Here is a 19,080-nt window from a genome sequence, read left to right on the forward strand (position 1 = left end):
GCGGTGGAACCGCCGTAAAGCCTGATATCGCGGTGTTTCAAATTCACCGGGACTTCAGGGTTTACGAGCGCTTCGCACTCGGACGCAGCCTGCGGCGGCTGCTACGGAGCTGGGCCTTTACACCGACGGGCCGGTGCTGACCGTCAACACCGGCAGGCTCAAACGCTCAAGCAAGGTAGCCTGTGCGCTACGCGGGTTCTGATTGCCGGTCGGTGTGTTACGCACATAACGACCGTCGGACTGCAAAATCCAGCTGTGGGTGTTGTCCGTCAGGTAGCACTCCAGCTCCTTCTTAACCCGCAGGATCAGCTTTTTACCCTCGACCGGGAAGCACGTTTCCACGCGTTTATCGAGGTTGCGTTCCATCCAGTCAGCACTCGACAGGAACATTTGCTCCTCGCCGCCATTGAGGAAGTAGAACACCCGTGTGTGCTCCAGGAAGCGACCAATGATCGAGCGTACGTGGATATTGTGCGAAACGCCTGGAATCCCAGGTCGCAAGCAGCACATTCCACGCACAATCAGGTCAATTCTCACGCCCGACTGACTGGCTTTGTACAGCGCCCGAATGATTTTCGGGTCCGTCAACGAGTTGAACTTGGCAATGATGTGCGCAGGCTTGCCCTCCACCGCGAACTGCGTTTCGCGGGCGATCATGTCGAGCATGCCTTTTTTCAGGGTAAACGGCGCATGCAGCAGCTTTTTCATGCGTAACGTCTTACCCATCCCGATCAATTGGCTGAACAGCTTGCCAACGTCTTCGCACAGCGCATCGTCCGACGTCAGCAGGCTGTAGTCGGTGTAGAGCTTGGCGTTACCGGCGTGGTAGTTGCCCGTGCCCAAGTGCGCATAGCGGACGATTTCGCCCGCCTCACGACGCAAAATCAGCATCATCTTGGCGTGGGTTTTAAAACCGACCACACCATAAATAACCACCGCACCGGCAGCCTGTAGACGGCTAGCCAGTTGCAGATTGGACTCTTCGTCGAAGCGCGCACGCAGCTCAACCACTGCCGTCACTTCTTTGCCGTTGCGCGCAGCATCAACCAGCGCATCAACAATTTCAGAGTTGGCGCCGCTTCGATAGAGCGTCTGGCGCACGGCCAGCACATGCGGATCTTTGGCCGCCTGACGCAACAAATCGACTACCGGGGTAAACGACTCAAATGGGTGGAGCAGCAAAATGTCCTGCTTGCTCACCACACTGAAAATGTTCTCACTGTTCTGCAACAGCTTGGGAATCGCAGGTGTAAATGGCGTGTATTGCAGTTCCGGGTGGCTATCCAGCCCGGTGATGCTGAACAGTCGTGTCAGGTTGACCGGGCCATTGACCGTATACAGCTCGGTTTCGTGCAGGTTGAACTGCTTGAGCAAGTAATCGGACAGATGTTTAGGGCACGTATCCGCCACTTCCAAACGCACGGCATCGCCGTAACGACGAGAGAACAACTCGCCACGCAGGGCGCGGGCCAGGTCCTCTACGTCTTCCGTGTCGACAGACAAGTCTGCGTTTCGGGTCAGTCTGAACTGATAGCAGCCCTTAACCTTCATGCCTTGGAACAGGTCATCGGCATGGGCATGAATCATCGACGACAGGAACACATAGTTGTCCCCCGTACCGCCAACCTCTTCAGGCACCTTGATCACTCGCGGCAACAAACGCGGTGCCGGGATAATAGCCAGGCCCGAATCACGGCCAAAGGCATCAATACCTTCAAGCTCAACAATAAAGTTAAGGCTTTTGTTAACCAGCAGCGGAAACGGGTGCGTCGGATCCAGGCCGATAGGCGTGATGATAGGTGCGATTTCGTCGCGGAAAAATTTGCGAACCCATGCTTTGATCTTGGTATTCCAGTGGCGCCGACGAATAAAGCGCACCTGATGCTTTTCGAGTTCAGGTAACAAAATGTCATTGAGGATCGCGTATTGGCGATCAACGTGACCGTGTACCAACTCACTGATCCGCGCCAGCGCTTGATGCGGCTGCAAGCCATCAGCGCCCGCCTGCTCACGGGCGAAGGTGATCTGTTTCTTCAGGCCTGCGACACGAATCTCAAAAAATTCATCCAGGTTGCTGGAGAAAATCAGCAGAAACTTCAGCCGTTCCAGTAAGGGATAGGACTCATCCAGCGCCTGTTCCAGCACGCGAATATTGAACTGCAATTGAGACAGTTCGCGATGGATATACAGGCTGCTGTCATCCAGGCTCGGAATGGCGATCACTGGGTGCGCCGCCGCAAGTGTTTCCGCCACCGCCGGAGCTTGGGTGTCCTGGGCGGCTGGCGTTTGCGGGGCCGGCTCAACCATAGGCTGGGCCTCGGTAGCAGCGATTTCTGTCAGTCCTTCGGTATTCATTGAATGTTCCTGTAAGAGCGGGTTGACTCTCGTAACAGTTAAGCGGCGCATGCGGTCAAGCTGCCAGAATGCCACCAACGCCGGTGGGTTTAAACCGCTCGAAGGTGCTTTGTGCGAGTCAGAGCCTGTTAGAGGACGATTTGTCGGTTTTGTTCGTGTTAAACACGCCCGCACCTGCGCGCGCCCTTTATACCGACGCACCATGAACACTAGATGACAACGCCTATGATGTAGGTCAAATAGACATCATTTGTAGGAATTGTTAACAACAAGAGACCTTCCGAGACTTTCCTGAACGTGCCTTAAGGCGTAGGCTGCGCGTTCAATTTCGCCAGCTTCCAGACAATGCTCCAACAATTTCTTCAAGAATTTGGCTACTTCGCCCTGTTTCTGGGGACGTTCTTTGAAGGTGAGACCATTCTGGTTCTCGCAGGCTTCTTGGCGTTCCGCGGATACATGGACCTCAAACTGGTCATGATTGTGGCGTTCCTCGGCAGCTATGCCGGCGACCAGCTGTGGTATTTCCTGGGGCGTAAACACGGCCGCAAATTGTTGGCGCGCAAGCCGCGCTGGCAGCTGATGGGCGACAAGGCGCTGGAGCACATCCGCCGGCATCCCGACATCTGGGTACTGAGCTTCCGCTTCGTGTACGGCCTGCGCACGGTCATGCCTGTGGCCATTGGCCTGTCCGGCTATCCGCCGGGTCGCTATTTACTGCTCAACGGTATTGGCGCGGCCATCTGGGCCATCGCGCTGGCGACCGCGGCTTACCACTTCGGAGCAGTGCTTGAGGGCCTGCTGGGCAGCGTTAAAAAGTACGAGCTATGGGTGCTTGGCGCTCTGCTTCTGCTCGGTGTGTGCCTGTGGATACGCCGCCGCATCAAAAATGCCCGTATTGCAAAACAGACGGCTCTGGAAGAAAAAAACAAAGCCGCTGCAACCACTGACACCCCGCCTTCCGAATAGACCTGTCAACTCTCCCGGATGACACCGCCGCCTTGATGATGCAAGCGCTGGCGGTGTACAAAGCCCTATAGCTTCACGCGCCGAATCCGGCGACATTAGGGCCATGTCCAAAGGAGACCTCCCATATGACTCAGAAAAAAGTTGCCGTGATTCTCTCCGGTTGCGGTGTCTACGACGGCGCTGAAATTCATGAGAGCGTTATTACCTTGCTGCGCCTGGATCAACGCGGTGCCAAGGTTCAGTGCTTCGCACCCAACATTGCGCAACATCATGTGATTAACCACCTGACGGGCGAAGAAATGCCGGAGTCGCGCAACGTCCTGGTTGAGTCGGCGCGTATCGCCCGTGGGGATATCAAAGATATTAGCGAGGCCAATGTCGAAGAGTTCGACGCGTTGATCGTTCCGGGCGGCTTTGGTGCAGCCAAAAATCTGTCGAACTTCGCCTTCAAGGGCACCGAATGCGCCGTACAACCTGAGGTGCTGGCACTGGCCGAAGCGTTTGCCGAAGCCGCAAAGCCGATTGGGTTGATGTGCATCTCACCTGCCATTGCCGCCAAAATCTATGGCCCGGGTGTGATTTGCACCATTGGCAAAGACGCCGACACAGCGGCTGCTATCAGCAAAATGGGCGGCGAGCATAAGGAGTGTGACGTGTCTGAAATCGTTGAAGACAGCGCTCGAAAACTCGTCAGCACACCCGCCTACATGCTCGCCAACTCCATTAGCGAAGCGGCTTCAGGCATCAACAAAATGGTCGACCGTGTACTGGAACTGACTCAACAGGAATAATCAGCCCCGCATCAGTCGGGTCAGAATCCGATCAAGTGAATTGGCGAACGCCTGTTTTTCGCGCTCGCCATAAGCCCCCTGCCCGCCGCCCATCTGGCCCTGTTCCCGCAGGTCGGTAAACAGGTTACGCACCGCCAACCGCTCACCCATGTTCTGCGGGTCAAACTCTTTGCCGCGAGGGTCCAGTGCCGCCACGCCTTTCTTTACCAAGCGGTCAGCCAGCGGCACATCGCTACAAATTACCAACTCACCGGGTACGGCATGCTCCACCAGATAGTCATCCGCTGCGTCGGGGCCGCTGGGCACCACGATCAGTTTGACCAGAGCGTACGTGGGCTTGATCTGGCTCTGACCTGCCACCAGCACCACCTCGAAGTGGCGCTTGAGAGCGAACTTGATCACTTGATCCTTCGCAGCCTTTGGGCAAGCGTCTGCGTCGATCCAGACACGCATGGTGGGTACTCCTGATGTGATTAATGGGCCGACAACCGGCGTCCGTAGCAGCTGCCGAAGGCTGCGTCCGGCAGCAAAGCTGTCGTAAAGCCAGGGTCCTCGGTGTGCCGGGAAACCTGGAACTCAGGGTTTACGATCGCTACGCAATCGGACGTCGCCCCCGGCAACTGCTACGAGGCACTCACCCGGCGTCTTTCAGCCAGTTTGCTGCGCCCGAAGAGCACCGCAATCGCCGCCAGCGCCAATACTTGTGCGCCCAGCGAATAGGCGTCCGCATGAATACCCAGCCAATCAAATTCGAAGAACGCCACGGGCCGCGTGCCGAAAATACCGGCTTCTTGCAGGGCCTTCACTCCATGCCCCGCGAACACGACTGACAAGGCGCACAACAATGCCGCATTGATGCCAAAAAACAGCGCCAGCGGCAATTTGGCTGAGCCGCGCAGAATGACCCAGGCCAGACCGACCAACAGCACTAATGCGGTTGCACCACCCGCGAGCACGGCATTGTGCCCGGCCGGGCCGGCTTGCAGCCACAGGGTTTCGTAAAACAGGATGACTTCAAACAGTTCTCGGTAAACCGAGAAGAACGCCAGAATGGCAAAGCCAAATCGACCGCCACCGCTGACCAGGCTGCTTTTGATGTAATCCTGCCACGCCGCGGCATGACGCCGGTCATGCATCCAAACACCCAGCCACAGCACCATGACGCTGGCGAACAAGGCGGTACAACCTTCGAGCAGCTCTCGCTGGGCACCACTGACGTCGATCACATAGGCAGCCAAGGCCCACGTTGCCAAACCCGCCACCAATGCCAACGCCCAACCTGCGTTGACGCTGCGTACCGCAGATTGCTGACCCGTGTTGCGCAAGAATGCAAGAATCGCCGCCAGCACCAGAATCGCTTCCAGCCCTTCGCGCAGCAATATCAATAAACCGGAGATGTAGCTCAATGACCAACTCAGGCCGTCGCTGCCCAACAATCCGGCCGACTCTTTAAGCAAGGCTTTAGCCGCCTCCAGGCGTTGCTCAACCTGTGCAATCGGCAGCCCGTCCTGCAACGATTGCCGATACGCCATCAGCGCTTTTTCCGTATTTTTGCGCACAGTGCTGTCAACGTTGTCCAGAGAGCTTTCAACCAGCTCAAAGCCTTCCAGATACGCGGCTACCGATAGGTCATACGCTTGCTCGTGATCCCCTTCGCGGTAAGCGGCCAAGCTTTTGTCGAGGGTTGCCCCGGTGTAGTCCAGCAACTGCGCCGGACCACGTTTGACCTGCGGTGGCTGGGCCCGTTGGGCGCGGAAGGTTGCCGCCGCTTGCGGGCCTTCGGCTGCCAGCACTTCATTGGGTGTTTGACGGGCAAGGTCGGCAAGGTTGTAGGTTTTATCCGCTTTGGCCGCTGCCGGATCGGCACTCAGCCCTGCGACATAGGTCGCCAGATCCCAGCGCTGGCGCTCGTCCAGTTGGTCGGCAAACGACGGCATGTCGGTGCCTTCAACGCCTAGGGTCAAGGTGTTGAAAATGGCGTAAAGACTCAGACGATCCAGACGCACCGCATCGCGCAGATTGGCGGGTGGCGGTGTCATGCCGACGCTGGCCGGGCCATCGCCCGCACCGGTTTGGCCGTGGCATACCGAGCATTGCTGCGCATATAACGTCGCGCCACGAGCCGGGTCTGGGGTGATAACGGGTGCTTGGCTGACTTCGTAAGCCGCCGCCAGTTTGGCCCCTAGCTGACGCGCGGCGCGGGCCACACTGGTGCCATCGTCATGCCGCTCAATGGCGGCCTGCAATGCATTGACGCCCTGCACCAGCTCGGCATGCTCAGGGCGATCTGGCAAGTCGGCAATCAAGCCCTTGAGCACCGACAAGAATTCCAACTGCTCGCGATACTCGGTCTCGTCGATGACATTGCCATCTTCAACCGTCGGCGGATAGTCAGCCCCAATGTAGTCGATCAGGTGCAGCGCTTGTGAGGCGCCCTCGGGGGAGTTGGCAGATGCGTTAAAGCTGCACAACGCGAGCACTGGCACGATCAGCCAGGTCAAGAAACGCGAGCGGGCGGTCATGAATTGTTCCGGAATGGAAATGAGAAGTAACACATTGTTCACTTCCCATGACCGCGACTCAAGATTTTTAAGTGGTGGCGCGATGCAATGTCGCTAGAAAACCGGCTGCCCCTACGAACAAACCCGCAAAGGTGCGGTTCATTCGCCGTTGCTGTTTGGGGGTACGCAGCAAGCGCAGCACTTTGGAGGCCAGCCCGGTGTAGCCGGCCATGACAATCAGGTCAACGCAGATCATGGTCACGCCCAGGGTCAGGTATTGGCTCACCAACGGCGCGTGCGGATCTACAAATTGAGGCAAGACCGCCAGCATGAAAACCAGGGCCTTGGGGTTGCTGACGTTAACCAGAAACCCGCGAAACATCAGTGCCAGGGGTTTGCCGATGGGGCGTATGGTGGTGTCATCGCTGAGGTCGGCGGGTAGCGCACGCCATTGCTTGACCGCGAGGTAGATGAGGTAGGCAACACCGAACCATTTGATCGCGTAGAACGCGGTGGATGACGCAGCGAGTATGGCCCCGACACCGGCGGCGACAATAGCAATTTGCAGGGCCAGCCCCAATTGCAGGCCCAGCGCGTTCCAGTAGCCCCGCAAGAAGCCGTATTGCAGACCGCAAGACATTGAGGCAATCGCCCCTGCTCCCGGCGACAGGCTGATTACCCAGCAGGCCGCGAAAAAAGCTAACCACGTTTCCAGCGACATATCGCACCCCGGACAATTGTTGTAACAAGTCCACTAAGCTAATGCGCCACTTGGGAAGAATCAACTGGGGTTCGGCGTTAGACGTCGCCTTCGCGCCAGCGGCGTACCGAGCGCTGGAAGAACAAACTGTTGGGAACCTGCACCATGCTGCTACCGCTGCCGGCCTCTACAGGTTCGACCAGAGTGGTATAGAGCAGATTGATGGCCACGACACGGCCTTTGACGCCCGGCTTGTCGAGGGTGTCGAGCAGCTCCACCACATCACCGATCCGGAAGGGCCCGACGGTGAAGATCAGCACAGCGCACAACAGGTTAGAAAGCACGCTCCACATCGCGAAGAAGGCTATCGCGGCCACGGCGACAAAGCCCGAAAGGGCTGTCCACAACACCGTGGCCGAAACACCGAGGCGTTCGAGCACGAAAATCAGTGCGCTGCCCATGATGAGCCAGCGCAACCCACCACGCAGCGGGATCAGCAGTTGCGGCGGCAAAGGGTAACGCTCCCCCATACGGGTCAGGAAACGCGCCACCCCACGCTGCATGAAGTAACCCACCAGCAGGATCAGCAAGATCTGCACGCCAATCCACAGCGGTGCAATCATCTGCCCCGGTACAGACAAGCCAAGGGATTCCATCAGGACAGTGCCTCCAGCTCCGCTTGCAAGGTTTCAAGCAGCTCCAGCGCTTCCATCCAGCGCTCTTCGAGCTGGCCTTCAAGCACTTTGAGCTTGGCCTGTTCGGCCAGCAGCTCACGCAGTTCGTCTTTGCGAGCCGCTTCGTAAACACCGCTGTCGCCCAGACTGGTTTCGATCTTCGCGAGTTTTTCGTTGACCTTACCCAGCTCGCTTTCGAGCTTGTCGGCTTCGCGCTTGTGCGGGGCCAATTGTTGACGCAGCGCTGCCGCTGCCTGACGTTGAGCCTTTTTATCGGTCTTGTCAGGGTTGACCGGCGTATTGCTGGTCGGAGCATTGCGCAAGCGATAGTCGGCCAACCAACGGGCGTAGTCTTCGAGGTCGCCGTCGAATTCCTCAACCTTGCCGTCCGCCACCAACAGAAACTCGTCCGTAGTGCTTTTGAGCAAATGCCTGTCGTGAGAGACCACCAGTACCGCACCGCTGAACTCTTGCAAGGCCATGGTCAGTGCCAGACGCATTTCGAGATCAAGGTGGTTGGTCGGTTCGTCGAGCAGCAGCAGGTTAGGACGGCCCCAAGCAATGAGCGCCAAAGCCAGGCGGGCTTTCTCACCACCGGAGAAATTCAAGACAGGCTCGTCGATGCGTGCACCACGGAAGTCAAAACCACCGAGGAAGTCGCGCAGCGTTTGCTCACGCTCAGTGGGCGCCAGGCGTTGCATGTGCAGCAACGGGCTGGCTTTGGAGTCCAGAGAGTCCAGTTGATGCTGAGCAAAGTAGCCCACCACCAGGTTTTCACCACGGGCCAAACGGCCCGACAGCGGCTCCAACTCGCCAGCAAGGTTTTTGATCAGCGTCGATTTACCGGCACCGTTCGGCCCGAGCAAACCAATGCGCGCACCCGGAACCAGTTGCAGCTTGACCTTCTCAAGGATGGTTTTATCGCCATACCCCAAGCGTGCATCGGACAAGTCGAGCAGCGGGCTGGAGAGCTTCACCGCCTCGCGGAACACGAAGTCGAATGGCGAATCGACATGCGCAGCGCTCAGTTCTTCCATGCGCTCCAGGGCTTTGATCCGGCTTTGAGCCTGACGCGCCTTGGTCGCTTGAGCCTTGAAACGAGCAATGTAGCTTTCCATGTGCGCACGTTGCGCCTGCTGCTTTTCGTAGGCTTGCTGCTGCTGAGCCAGACGCTCGGCACGGGCACGTTCGAAGGCGCTGTAGCCGCCGCGATAGAGCGTAATTTTGCGCTGATCCACGTGGGCGATGTTATCGACCACGGCATCAAGGAAATCCCTGTCGTGGGAGATCAGCAGCAAGGTACCCGGGTAATTTTTAAGGAAGTCTTCAAGCCACAGAATGGCGTCGAGATCCAAGTGGTTGGTCGGTTCATCGAGCAGCAACAGATCCGACGGGCACATCAGCGCTTGCGCCAGGTTCAGGCGCATCCGCCAGCCACCCGAAAAGTCAGCAACCGGACGGTCCATTTGCTCATTGGTGAAGCCCAACCCGGCCAGCATTTTGCGAGCGCGCGCATCGGCGGTGTAACCGTCGGCGCTGTCCAGCTCGGCATGCAGACGCGCCAGCGCGGCGCCGTCCTCTGCGGCTTCGGCTTTGGCCAGATCGGCTTGCACCTGGCGCAAGCGTTGATCGCCATCGAGCACATAGTCGACCGCAATGCGGTCGAGGGTGTCGATTTCTTGCCGCATGTGGGCAATCCGCCAGTCGGCAGGCAGCAGACAATCCCCGGAATCAGGCGTCAACTCACCCAGCAGCAAGGCGAACAAAGTGGATTTACCGGCGCCATTGGCGCCGACCAGACCGGCTTTGTGGCCGGCGTGCAGGGTCAGCTCGGCGTCTTCTAGCAGACGTTGCGGGCCACGCTGTAAAGTCAGGTTCTGAAGTCGGATCATAATGGCGGCGGAGTCTACCAGCTTCCCTCTCAACTGGCGCGAATTGCACTATGCAGAATGACCTGTGGAATTACTGTTTGAACCTTTATGCCCGGCCGGGTGTAGAGCACGCTTGTTTGCGCCTGCAAGACCAAGGCATGGATGTGTGCCTGTTGCTGTGTGCGGCATGGCTGCAACAGCGTGGCATCGCCTGCACTGAGGCCCGGATGGAGCAATTAAAGGATTGCGCCGAACCGTGGCAGCGCGAGGTGGTGCAACCGTTACGGCAATTGCGCACACAGTGGCGCGAAACGTGCGCACAAGATGAGGCGCTGGCAGCGTTGCGCGTGCAGGTCAAAGCATTGGAGTTGGAGGCAGAACGAACGTTGTTGAGTCGCCTGGAGGCGTTGAGCCAGCAATGGCAGCGTGCTCAATCGCAAGACAACTGCGATTGGCCAGCAATGATGGCGGCCAGTATCGACCGCCCGGATTACGGCGCGCTGCAAACACTGCGCGCCGCAATCGACCCCGCTTAGGACGCGCTGGAAGGTGTTGCTGCTGGCGTAGCTGAATTAGCCGGGGATGTTGCAGGAGTGGTGGCTGCTGGCGCTGTAGCAGGTGCTGCAGGCGATTTAGCCGATGCACTTGCAGGCGCTGTAGTCGGCTTGGCCGCCGCGCTGGCAGGTTTGGCTGCCGCGGGTTTTTTAACGGCTGGCTTGGGGGCAGCTTTTACCGCTGGCTTGGCTGCAGGCTTGGCAGCTACCGATGGTTTAGCGGCTGGCTTTGCTGCAACCGCAGGTTTAGCGGCTGGCTTGGCGGCTGGCTTAGCCGCGGCGGTTTTCGGCGCAGGCTTGGCAGTGGCTTTTACTGGCGCCTTAGCAGGTGCTTTGGCTGCTGCGGGTTTGGCAGCAGCCGTTTTAGCAGTACCAGGCTTGGCAGCAGGTTTGGCTGCAGCAGTTTTAGCCGCGGGCTTGGTCGCTGGGGCTTTGGCTGCAACCGGCTTGGCGGCGGGCTTGGCTACACGGGAAGCTGCCGGCTTTTGCGCGGGTGTTTTAGCAGCAGGCTTGGCGGCTGCTTTAGCCGGTGCCTTGGCAGGGGCTTTAGGCGCAGGTTTTTTAGCAGCCGATGCTGGCTTGGCGTCGCGTGTCGACAACGCTTTGCTTACCGCTTCTTTAACGCGGCCCACACCTTGAGCTAACTTCAGGCTTTCTTGAGCATCACGCTTGAGTTGTTGAATGTAATCGCGGGTTTCAGTCTGGCGCTCTTTGAGCGAATCAAGAAGTTGCTCAAGCTCTTTAACCGCAGACTTGGCCTTGGACTGAGCTTTGGACTTGCCTGCACGCGCAGCCTCTTGCAGCTTTTCACGCGACTTGTGCAATTTTTCCTGCGCTTTGCCGCGCTGCTTCTCAAGCTTGGCGAGCAATTTCTCAGCATCAGCCAACGCTTGGGAACAAGCGTTTTCCAAATGCTCAAGCAAGCTGCCTGAGAGCTGTTGGAGCAGGTGCAACGGCGTATTTACTGGCTTCTTTTTGGCCGACATGGTTTACCTCCTGGCTGAAGTGAGTGCGGCTCATACTAGACCTCTGTAGGAACCGCCGCTAGATCATCTTGACACTAACCATAGCTGTGGGTTGCATGCCGTCTAGAAACTTGTGCCGGATCCTTTTTAAATAATCATCGCGCGCAATTCTCAGGGGCCATCAGCGCGTTTGCCAGCCCCGAATAAATACACGTTTCTACGACGGTGCACTGGCATAATCCTGCGCACTTCAGCCCGGAGAGTGTCCATGGCGCGTTACCTTTTATTGACGTTACTGAGCCTCGCACCGTTGGCCCACGCGGCCTCGCCTCCTGGCCCTGACGCCGCCCACGACCTTGCTTACAGCCTGGGCGCCAGCCTCGGTGAGCGCTTGCGTGACGAGGTTCCTGATTTGCAGATCCAGGCATTGGTCGAGGGTCTGCGCACGGCGTATCAAGGCAAACAGCTGGCATTGAGTGATGAGCGCATCGAAGCGATTCTGACTGAGCATCAGGCAAACGCGGAAAACACGAGTACGGCACCACGCAGTGAAATCGCCTTGGCCTCAGAGCGTGATTTTTTAGCGATAGAGAAACGCAAGACGAATGCGCGAGAACTGTCAGAAGGCGTCATTGTGACGGAGTTAAAACCCGGCACGGGCGCCAAGCCGGGTGCGCAGGATTCAGTGTATGTGAACTATGTAGGCCATCTACCAGACGGCACCGTGTTCGATCAAAGCACCCAGCCCCAATGGTTTCGCCTGGACAGCGTTATTGCAGGATGGCGCAGTGCGCTGGTACAGATGCCGGTAGGGGCAAAGTGGCGACTGGTGATTGCATCCAGTCAGGCTTACGGCGCTACGGGAGCCGGGGATTTAATTGCGCCCTATACACCGCTGGTGTTTGAAGTCGAATTGCTCGACAGCAGAAACTGATACCCGGAGAACGAAAAACGGCGCGCCTAGCGCACCGTTTTTTTTACAGCCACAGGACTCAGGCCTGTATTGCTTCAACTTCTTTTTGTTTGTGCGCGTTGTGCAGCACTTCGATCAGGCAGTCTTCGAGTTCAAAACGCTCATCCAGCAAGGCGCCGAGCTTTTTGAAATGGGCGGCAAGTTTGTCGCAAGCAGGGTTGTGGGCGTTACCACAGCGCTCATGGAAGGCTAAGGCCGCCTCTGTGCTGACTGCAATTCGCGGATAAATACTCTGGGCAAACTGCAGTGCCCGAACATCATTGAATGCTTTGGCTTCTTCAGCCAGCTCTGCATAAATTTCAAAATGGCCTGCGGAAACGTAGTCCACCAAAATCACACAAAAATCTTTTTGGGGCTTTCGCTTGGGGTTTGAGCTCTTTTGCTCAAGCTTGACAGCCTCATACGCCTCGATAAGTTGTTCTCGCTCTGCAAGCCAGCGATCAATCAGCTTATGGACGCCATTGAAACGTTCCTGAGCATTCTTGCAACTCTCGAGCATGACGATCTCTCTTCCCTTGTGGGCTTAGGCCGCCTGGCGATGGCCAAGCCTGTCTGAGCCCAAATGTGCAAAGCGCACCTGGTTTGGGCGGCATATTTCCAATAATGCGTTCGGGCCAGATTATGCCCGCACGGCGACGTCTTCAAGGTACGCACGAGAGAAAGTTCATACAAGCGTTTAATCTGGGCTGCTACGCCACGTCACATGCTCGGGTCATCCGCGGTAAGAAAGCGCTCGAATAATTTGATAACCACTCAGCACAGTTAAACCGGCAAATGCCAGCAAGCTCAGTTCAGCCACGCGCAGATCGAATACGCTCCAGTGAGTCTGCACACACGCATCACTGCCCCGGTAGATTGTCGACACAACTTCGGAGAGCGGTAGATTGAGCCATATCGCGCCAAGACCGGGCTGACAAAACATAAGTTGCTCGGGGGCAAGCCCTTGTAGCAGCACCTGCCTCACAGCACTGCCAGCGCCTCCTAGCGCCAACACGGTGGACACAATGGCGTAGGCCTTCATGCCATTACATTGTGGCCTGTGGATAAATGCTGCCAGGTTGACAATGCACAAGCCCAACAAGAAATAGCGCTGGATCTGACATAGCAGGCACGGCTCAAACCCCAGCCCATATTCCAGAAATAAAGAGGCACCCATGACGAGAGCGCCAAGAAGGAAAACAAGCAGAAAAATGAAACGTGAGCAGGCCAAAAACATGGCTTTTCCGTAACAAAATTGGTAGCTGGCTACGGTAGATGAAAGCCATTGGCCCTTTCAAGATGGCTCGCTGGCGAACCGTCTTTAAGGTTGTAGGGAATAACAAACAGATCTTGCAGGCATGATGCTATTAACCTGTAGGAAATAACTTCACGCGTCATTTGGTGCCTGTTTTACACCTGTTGCGGTATCACTTCCTGCACTCAACCTTCGCTCTAAGCTAAGACTCTGTAGGAGACAGTGAACGGGAGAGCGGCTGTAAAAATAGCCTCCGCTCACCGCGTTCATTTATCGCTTGAAGCAATCCTGGCTGGGCTCAATTACCGGAAGCGTTTTAGGCCGGCAGCGGCAGCGCCAGCAAGCGCTCATCCAGCATATTCAAGCCTTCCTGAAACAACTGGTTGCTGCGCCCCGTATCACCCAGCTGGGCCAGTAAGCGCGCCAACTCTGCGCAGGTCTCAGGATTACGCTCAATCTTCAGGCTACTTTCAAAGTAGTCACGCGCCTTGCCCCACAAACTGTTTTGCAAACACAGACGACCCAACGTCAGCAGCAAACTGGCGTCACCGGGATGCGCCTTCAGCCACCCTTCGGCCGTCTGCAACTGTTTCACCGGGTCACTGCCACGAAGCAGGCCATACAGGCGCACAAGGTGGCTGTCATAGTTGCGTTTGAGAGCACCACGCAACACTTCTTCTGCCTCGGCTTGAGCACCCAGCTGACGCAATTGTTCGGCATAAGCCAGCACCAGTGCAGGCTCCTGACGCTGGGCCGATGTCAGTTGTTGCCACGCACGCTGCAAGGCTTGAAGCCCCGCCTCGCCTTCTGTTTCACGCTGCGCAGCCAGGCTCAGGTTTTGACCCCAGGCGCGACGCTCCAGCTCGGCCAGCTCATTTGCGGGCAGCACTTTGTCTTTGCGCAATTCGGGCAACAAGCGGATCAAGGCCGCCCAATCACCGCGCTGCTGGTGCAAACGCTGCAACTGGCGGAGCACTTGCACGTTGTGTGGATGACGCTCGTGCATGGCCTGTAAAGTGACCAGCGCACCTTCTGTGTCGGCACGGTCGACTTGCAACTGGGCATGGCTCAAGGCAATCGCCAGTTCGGCTTGAGGCTGGCGCTCAAGCGCACGTTCCAGCAAGCGGTCGCTTTCTTCATAGCGCCCTAGCTCATTGGCAGCCCTGGCGGCACCAAGGTAGTAAAGCAATGGCTGGCGCTCAGCTTCGGCAGCTCGAGCGAGGTGTTTTTGCGCACTGGCCCAACGGCCCTCGGCGAGGTCCATCTGGCCTTGCTCGATAGCGATTTGCACGCGACGGCTACGGTTACGTCGCGACCAGGGATTGACCAGCCCGGTCGACGTGGTCAGCAGTTCGACCAGCAGCTTGATGCCCCAGACCAGCAGCCAAAGCACCATCACCAGTGCCAAGGTCGCCCACAGGCTGGATTCGTAACGGAAGCTTTTGTAGGCAATCAGCACATAACCCGAGTCTTCGGCGATTGCCAGGCCGATGCACGCCGCCGCTGCGATCAACAAAAACACAATCACATAGAAACGTCTCATGGGCTGGTCTCCTGCGCAGGATTGCCAGCCGCCTTGCCCGGCTCGTCAGCAGAAACGTGGCGACGCTCCAGATAGGCCTGCACGGCGCTCAAGGTGCCGGCGAGGTCGGGGGTTTGTACCGTGACAGGCTGTTTGCTCAGCGCCACCACCTGCTCTAGCAACTTCTTACTTTGCGCGTTATCCGAGTTGAAATTATTTTTAAGCACGTCTTCGGCTTGCGCCAGCGCCTGGGTATAAACCGGCTCCTGAGCATTGAGGGCTGCCCACTGCGCCTGTTCCAGCGCCAGACTCAGGGCAAGACGTACTTGAGTCAGGCTCTGACCGGCCAAGAGTGGTCGTACATTTTTATCCGCGTTGAAGTCGATACGGATGTAATGCGAAATCTCATCCCACCACTGCGCCCAACGACTCGCGCCATCGCCATCAGCTGTCAGGCCTAACAGAGAGTCGCCCGTATCCTTGTAGGACGGTGCCAGCGCATTGAGCTGTGCCACCTGGTCACGCAAGGCGGCCAATTGCAGGAACAGGCCTGTGCGATCGGGTTGTTCTACGCTGCGCAGGGCGGTAAGGGTTTTGGCCAATTGCTCACGGGCAGCGAATGACCCGGGATCATTCTGCTCGCGCAGAATATCGTCAGCGCCCTGCACCAGCGCTTGCGCACTGCTGATGTCTTGCAGGGCTGACAAGCGCAGGCTGGCCAGGCGCAGCAAATGTTCGGCCTCGGCCAAGCGCCAATCCTTGCGGCTTGCACCCAATACGGTTTCAAGACGCTGGTTCAAGCGCTGTTGATCACCTTGCAACTGCACAACCAATTGGCGCTGGTTATCCAGTTCATTGGCAGACGGCAACTGATTGAGGCGCGTCAGCAGTTGTTGCTCTCCCTGCTTGATCGACAGCGTTTGCGCCGCCAGCGCCGGTACTTCGCTTAACTGCTGCTCGGTGGCGACTTGCAGATGACGCACCTGCCACACCCCCCAACCGCCGACGGCAACGCCAGCGGCACCGAGCAACAGCGCCACCACGGCCAGACCATTGCCCCGCCGCTCGGAGCGCGTATCGGGCTTTTGAGCCGGCGCTTGAGGCGCGGGCTGCACGGATTCTTTTGGCAAGACTGTTTCGCTCACGTATCCATCCTTTGCATTAGAAAGCAGGTACGGGATGTTCCCGTAACGCCGCCAGCAAAGCCGTGGCACTGGCACCACGACAATCCACAACGTTTAACGCCCCGGCATCTCGCGCCATTTGCGCAACCCGAGGGCTTGGAACAAACAACGGTAAACTTGCCAGTTGCGGCCAGGCATCGCCTGCCAATTGGCATAAATGTTCGAAACCCTGCCCACTGCTGACCACCAGACCGTTCAGGCGTTCCACTTTCACGCGTTCCACCAGCGCGGCTGGCGGGTAGGAAGGCAGCTCGCGACGGTACAGCTCAAGGTAGTCGAGTTGTGCGCCCAGGTCTCGTAAACGCTCGGCCAGCATCTCTCGCCCACCCTCGCCGCGCAAAATCAGAACCCTTGGGTTATCGCAGGCAACAGCCTGACTGAACGCAGGCAATGCCAACAAGGCCTCACTGTCATCCGCGCTTTGAGGGTAGCTAACATCGAGACCATGGTCGGTGAGAATCTGCGCGGTCGCGGCTCCCACACTGAACCACTTCTGGGCGGGGGGCTGTGGCCAATATTGGCTGACCAGAGCAAGGCCCAGCCGCGCTGCGGGTTTGCTGACGACAATGACCGCGCAATAGCGATCAAGCTGAGCGATCAGCACCCGCTGCGCGTCAGTCAATACCAACGGCTGGATGTTCAGCAGCGGCAAGCTGCTGCTGTAAACACCCACACTGGACAACTCACACGCCAGCGCTGCCGACTCCTCTGCGGGCCGGGTCAGCAACAAGCGCCAACCTGTCACTCGTGACCTGCCTCACCGTAAACAGCTTTCAGGATCGCGCCGGCACCTTGATCCAGCAACGCTTCAGCCACCTCGATCCCAAGTTCTGTTGCAGCACTATGGGGCCCGCGTGCCTGAGCCGTCAGAAGCATGCTGCCATTGGGGTCGCCCACAAGGCCACGCAACCAGATTTGATCGCCTTCGAGCACGGCATAACAGGCAATAGGGACCTGACAGCCGCCATTCAAATGCTTGTTCAATGCGCGCTCGGCCGTCACACGCACCGCGGTGTCGGCATGATGCAAAGGCGCTAGCAAGGCATGAATGTCACTGTCGGCACTGCGGCACTCAATACCCACCGCGCCTTGGCCGCCGGCCGGCAAGCTGTCATCGATACTGATCGCGCAGGTGATGCGGTCTTCAAAGCCGAGGCGAATCAAACCTGCAGCCGCAAGAATGATGGCGTCGTATTCACCCGCGTCCAGTTTGGCCAGACGGGTATTAACGTTGCCACGCAAAAAACGGATATTCAGGTCGGGTCGACGGGTCAACAACTGGGCCTGTCGACGCAGGCTCGATGTGCCGACAACGCTGCCTTCTGGCAAGGCATCAAGCGTGGCGTAGGTCGTGGAGACAAAAGCATCGCGCGGGTCTTCACGTTCGCAGATACAGAACAAGCCCAAGCCTTCAGGGAAGTCCATCGGCACGTCTTTCATGGAGTGCACGGCGATATCTGCTTCGTTTTCGAGCAATGCGGTTTCGAGCTCTTTCACGAACAGACCCTTGCCGCCGATTTTCGACAGCGGAGAGTCCAGCAACTTGTCGCCACGGCTGACCATAGGAACCAGCGTCACCAAAAGACCTGGGTGAGCGTGCTCCAAGCGGGCTTTGACATACTCGGCCTGCCACAGAGCCAGGGCGCTTTTACGGGTAGCGATGCGGATTTCGCGAGAGGACATGGATCAATCCGTACTGAATAGATACGGCTGATAATAACAGCTCAGCCAAAACAGCTTTGACTTGTATCAGAAAGTACGTGGCCTCCCTGGCCCGCTGACCGGCCCTAAAGCTGCTGCATCATTTTGCGAACCCCGGCTACATGACGTCTGCTGACAATCAACGCATCACCATTGAGCCCACGCAGATAGAGCTGGAAATGCCCTAACGGCGTACGTTGAAGGCGCTCGATACGGTTGCGTGCCACCAGCGCATTGCGATGAATACGCACAAAACGTTCGCCGAATTCGTCCTCAAGGGATTTGAGAGGCTCATCAAGCAAGACTTCGCCGCCTTCGTGACGCAACGTCACGTATTTATGATCGGCGATGAAGTAGATCACTTGTTCGATGGGAATCAGCTCGATTCCTTTGCGGGTTCGGGCACTGATATGACTTCGCGGACCGCTGCCCGATTGCGCGGCAGGCCGGGTCAGCGCAGCCAGCTGGCTTCGATTGGGCCGATGCGCCTCTTTCAATGCTGCGCTCAATGCCTCGGCACTGATCGGCTTGAGCACATAGCTGAGCCCGCTCTCCTGCAAAGCTTGCAGCGAGAACTCGTCAGGTGCGACGCAAAAGACAACCGAAGGGGGCAGCTCGCGCTCGCATAATTTGGCAGCAACCTGCAAGCCGTCGAGGCCTGGGAGACCAATGTCGAGTAACACGACATCCGGCTTGAGGCTTTCGATCAGGCTCAATGCCTCTTCGCCATTAGTGGCGGTGGGTTCCAGCAATGTATGGCCACCAAGCGTGCCAACTAATCGGCTCAAATGCTCGCGGGCCAGGGTTTCGTCATCAACGATCAGGACATTCATATAGCGCTGTATTCCTGCGTGAGTCTCGCACAAGGATAGCGTAGACAGGTGAAGTGACGACTGTCACGGCGATCCACGCTAAGACTAGCGCGAAGGCCAAAAAGTGCCGCAACATCGCAGCAAAATTCACCTGTGTCTGTTGCTCGGTTTATTACCGAATCAGTTTAGTCATTGATAAAGACCTGCAAAGACTGATCCATATGACCAACTGTAGACGGTTGCCAAGACGAATGGGGGTAATCCGTCAATTTCGTTG

The 19,080-nt window shown here is 57.5% G+C and carries 18 protein-coding genes and 1 pseudogene; 4 read left to right on the forward strand and 15 right to left on the reverse strand.

Translation table 11 applies throughout. The annotated features are described in order from the left end of the window. Positions 1-117 precede the first annotated feature (117 nt). Positions 118-2,355, reverse strand: a complete 2,238-nt coding sequence (ppk1, locus tag EQV93_RS21355; protein ID WP_122785345.1) for a polyphosphate kinase 1 — start codon at positions 2,353-2,355, stop codon at positions 118-120. A gap of 345 nt (positions 2,356-2,700) precedes the next feature. On the opposite strand from ppk1, the gene EQV93_RS21360 reads away from it, so the two are divergent. Together EQV93_RS21360 and elbB are read left to right on the forward strand one after the other, a co-directional pair. Continuing rightward, positions 2,701-3,321, forward strand: a complete 621-nt coding sequence (locus tag EQV93_RS21360; protein ID WP_122785346.1) for a DedA family protein — start codon at positions 2,701-2,703, stop codon at positions 3,319-3,321. 125 nt (positions 3,322-3,446) lie between these two features. Continuing rightward, positions 3,447-4,112, forward strand: coding sequence for an isoprenoid biosynthesis glyoxalase ElbB (elbB, locus tag EQV93_RS21365; protein WP_122785347.1), 666 nt, complete (start codon positions 3,447-3,449; stop codon positions 4,110-4,112). Here the strand turns inward: elbB and EQV93_RS21370 are convergent, their stop codons facing one another. The 5 genes from EQV93_RS21370 to EQV93_RS21390 all read right to left on the reverse strand — a co-directional run bounded on the left by EQV93_RS21370 (position 4,113) and on the right by EQV93_RS21390 (position 9,879). Further along, complete coding sequence (locus tag EQV93_RS21370; RefSeq protein WP_240892409.1) at positions 4,113-4,565, reverse strand: YaiI/YqxD family protein; 453 nt, start codon at positions 4,563-4,565, stop codon at positions 4,113-4,115. It lies immediately after the preceding gene. A 170-nt stretch (positions 4,566-4,735) separates the two neighbouring features. Next, positions 4,736-6,634 carry an FTR1 family protein gene (locus EQV93_RS21375; protein WP_122785349.1) on the reverse strand — a complete coding sequence of 633 codons (1,899 nt, stop codon included), beginning with the start codon at positions 6,632-6,634 and terminating at the stop codon, positions 4,736-4,738. 67 nt (positions 6,635-6,701) lie between these two features. After that, the gene (locus EQV93_RS21380) at positions 6,702-7,334 is read right to left on the reverse strand and encodes a LysE family transporter (protein ID WP_122785350.1); all 633 of its coding nucleotides are present in this window, start codon (positions 7,332-7,334) and stop codon (positions 6,702-6,704) included. 77 nt (positions 7,335-7,411) lie between these two features. Then, on the reverse strand, positions 7,412-7,969 hold the full coding sequence (locus tag EQV93_RS21385; RefSeq protein ID WP_122785351.1) for a mechanosensitive ion channel family protein: 558 nt from the start codon (positions 7,967-7,969) through the stop codon (positions 7,412-7,414). Next, positions 7,969-9,879 carry an ATP-binding cassette domain-containing protein gene (locus EQV93_RS21390; RefSeq protein WP_122785352.1) on the reverse strand — a complete coding sequence of 637 codons (1,911 nt, stop codon included), beginning with the start codon at positions 9,877-9,879 and terminating at the stop codon, positions 7,969-7,971. Before EQV93_RS21390 ends, EQV93_RS21385 begins: the two co-directional genes overlap by 1 nt. Before the next feature lie 50 nt (positions 9,880-9,929). Between EQV93_RS21390 and EQV93_RS21395 the strand changes: the two genes are divergently transcribed. Next, complete coding sequence (locus EQV93_RS21395) at positions 9,930-10,394, forward strand: TIGR02444 family protein (RefSeq protein WP_240892410.1); 465 nt, start codon at positions 9,930-9,932, stop codon at positions 10,392-10,394. Here the strand turns inward: EQV93_RS21395 and EQV93_RS21400 are convergent. Further along, positions 10,391-11,398: an AlgP family protein gene (locus EQV93_RS21400; RefSeq protein ID WP_240892411.1), complete on the reverse strand. Its 1,008-nt coding sequence runs from the start codon at positions 11,396-11,398 to the stop codon at positions 10,391-10,393. The genes EQV93_RS21395 and EQV93_RS21400 overlap by 4 nt on opposite strands. A 247-nt stretch (positions 11,399-11,645) precedes the next feature. On the opposite strand from EQV93_RS21400, the gene EQV93_RS21405 reads away from it, so the two are divergent. Next, complete coding sequence (locus EQV93_RS21405; RefSeq protein WP_240892412.1) at positions 11,646-12,311, forward strand: FKBP-type peptidyl-prolyl cis-trans isomerase; 666 nt, start codon at positions 11,646-11,648, stop codon at positions 12,309-12,311. A 58-nt stretch (positions 12,312-12,369) separates the two neighbouring features. Here EQV93_RS21405 and rsd read toward each other — a convergent pair whose 3' ends face one another. The 8 genes and pseudogenes from rsd to EQV93_RS21445 form a co-directional block, all read right to left on the reverse strand. Continuing rightward, positions 12,370-12,849, reverse strand: a complete 480-nt coding sequence (gene rsd / locus EQV93_RS21410) for a sigma D regulator (protein WP_122785356.1) — start codon at positions 12,847-12,849, stop codon at positions 12,370-12,372. Positions 12,850-13,062: 213 nt separating this feature from the next. Continuing rightward, the gene (locus EQV93_RS21415; protein ID WP_233609136.1) at positions 13,063-13,506 is read right to left on the reverse strand and encodes a disulfide bond formation protein B; all 444 of its coding nucleotides are present in this window, start codon (positions 13,504-13,506) and stop codon (positions 13,063-13,065) included. A gap of 394 nt (positions 13,507-13,900) precedes the next feature. Next, on the reverse strand, positions 13,901-15,127 hold the full coding sequence (locus EQV93_RS21420) for a heme biosynthesis protein HemY (protein WP_122785359.1): 1,227 nt from the start codon (positions 15,125-15,127) through the stop codon (positions 13,901-13,903). Further along, positions 15,124-16,251 (reverse strand): uroporphyrinogen-III C-methyltransferase, encoded by a 1,128-nt coding sequence (locus EQV93_RS21425; protein WP_146426258.1) that lies wholly within the window; start codon positions 16,249-16,251, stop codon positions 15,124-15,126. Before EQV93_RS21425 ends, EQV93_RS21420 begins: the two co-directional genes overlap by 4 nt. A gap of 16 nt (positions 16,252-16,267) precedes the next feature. Beyond that, positions 16,268-17,035, reverse strand: coding sequence for a uroporphyrinogen-III synthase (locus tag EQV93_RS21430; protein ID WP_240892413.1), 768 nt, complete (start codon positions 17,033-17,035; stop codon positions 16,268-16,270). Further along, positions 17,032-17,973, reverse strand: coding sequence for a hydroxymethylbilane synthase (gene hemC, locus EQV93_RS21435; RefSeq protein WP_122785362.1), 942 nt, complete (start codon positions 17,971-17,973; stop codon positions 17,032-17,034). The genes EQV93_RS21430 and hemC overlap by 4 nt, the downstream gene beginning before the upstream one ends. Positions 17,974-18,077: 104 nt before the next feature. After that, the gene (locus EQV93_RS21440) at positions 18,078-18,824 is read right to left on the reverse strand and encodes a LytR/AlgR family response regulator transcription factor (protein WP_122785363.1); all 747 of its coding nucleotides are present in this window, start codon (positions 18,822-18,824) and stop codon (positions 18,078-18,080) included. Continuing rightward, positions 18,821-18,937, reverse strand: a pseudogene (locus tag EQV93_RS21445) (sensor histidine kinase); the annotation flags it as partial. The gene EQV93_RS21440 and the pseudogene EQV93_RS21445, both read right to left, overlap by 4 nt. Positions 18,938-19,080 lie beyond the last annotated feature (143 nt).

Origin of the sequence: Pseudomonas sp. TMW22091, from assembly GCF_022496705.1 — a bacterium.
Classification (GTDB): domain Bacteria; phylum Pseudomonadota; class Gammaproteobacteria; order Pseudomonadales; family Pseudomonadaceae; genus Aquipseudomonas; species Aquipseudomonas saxonica.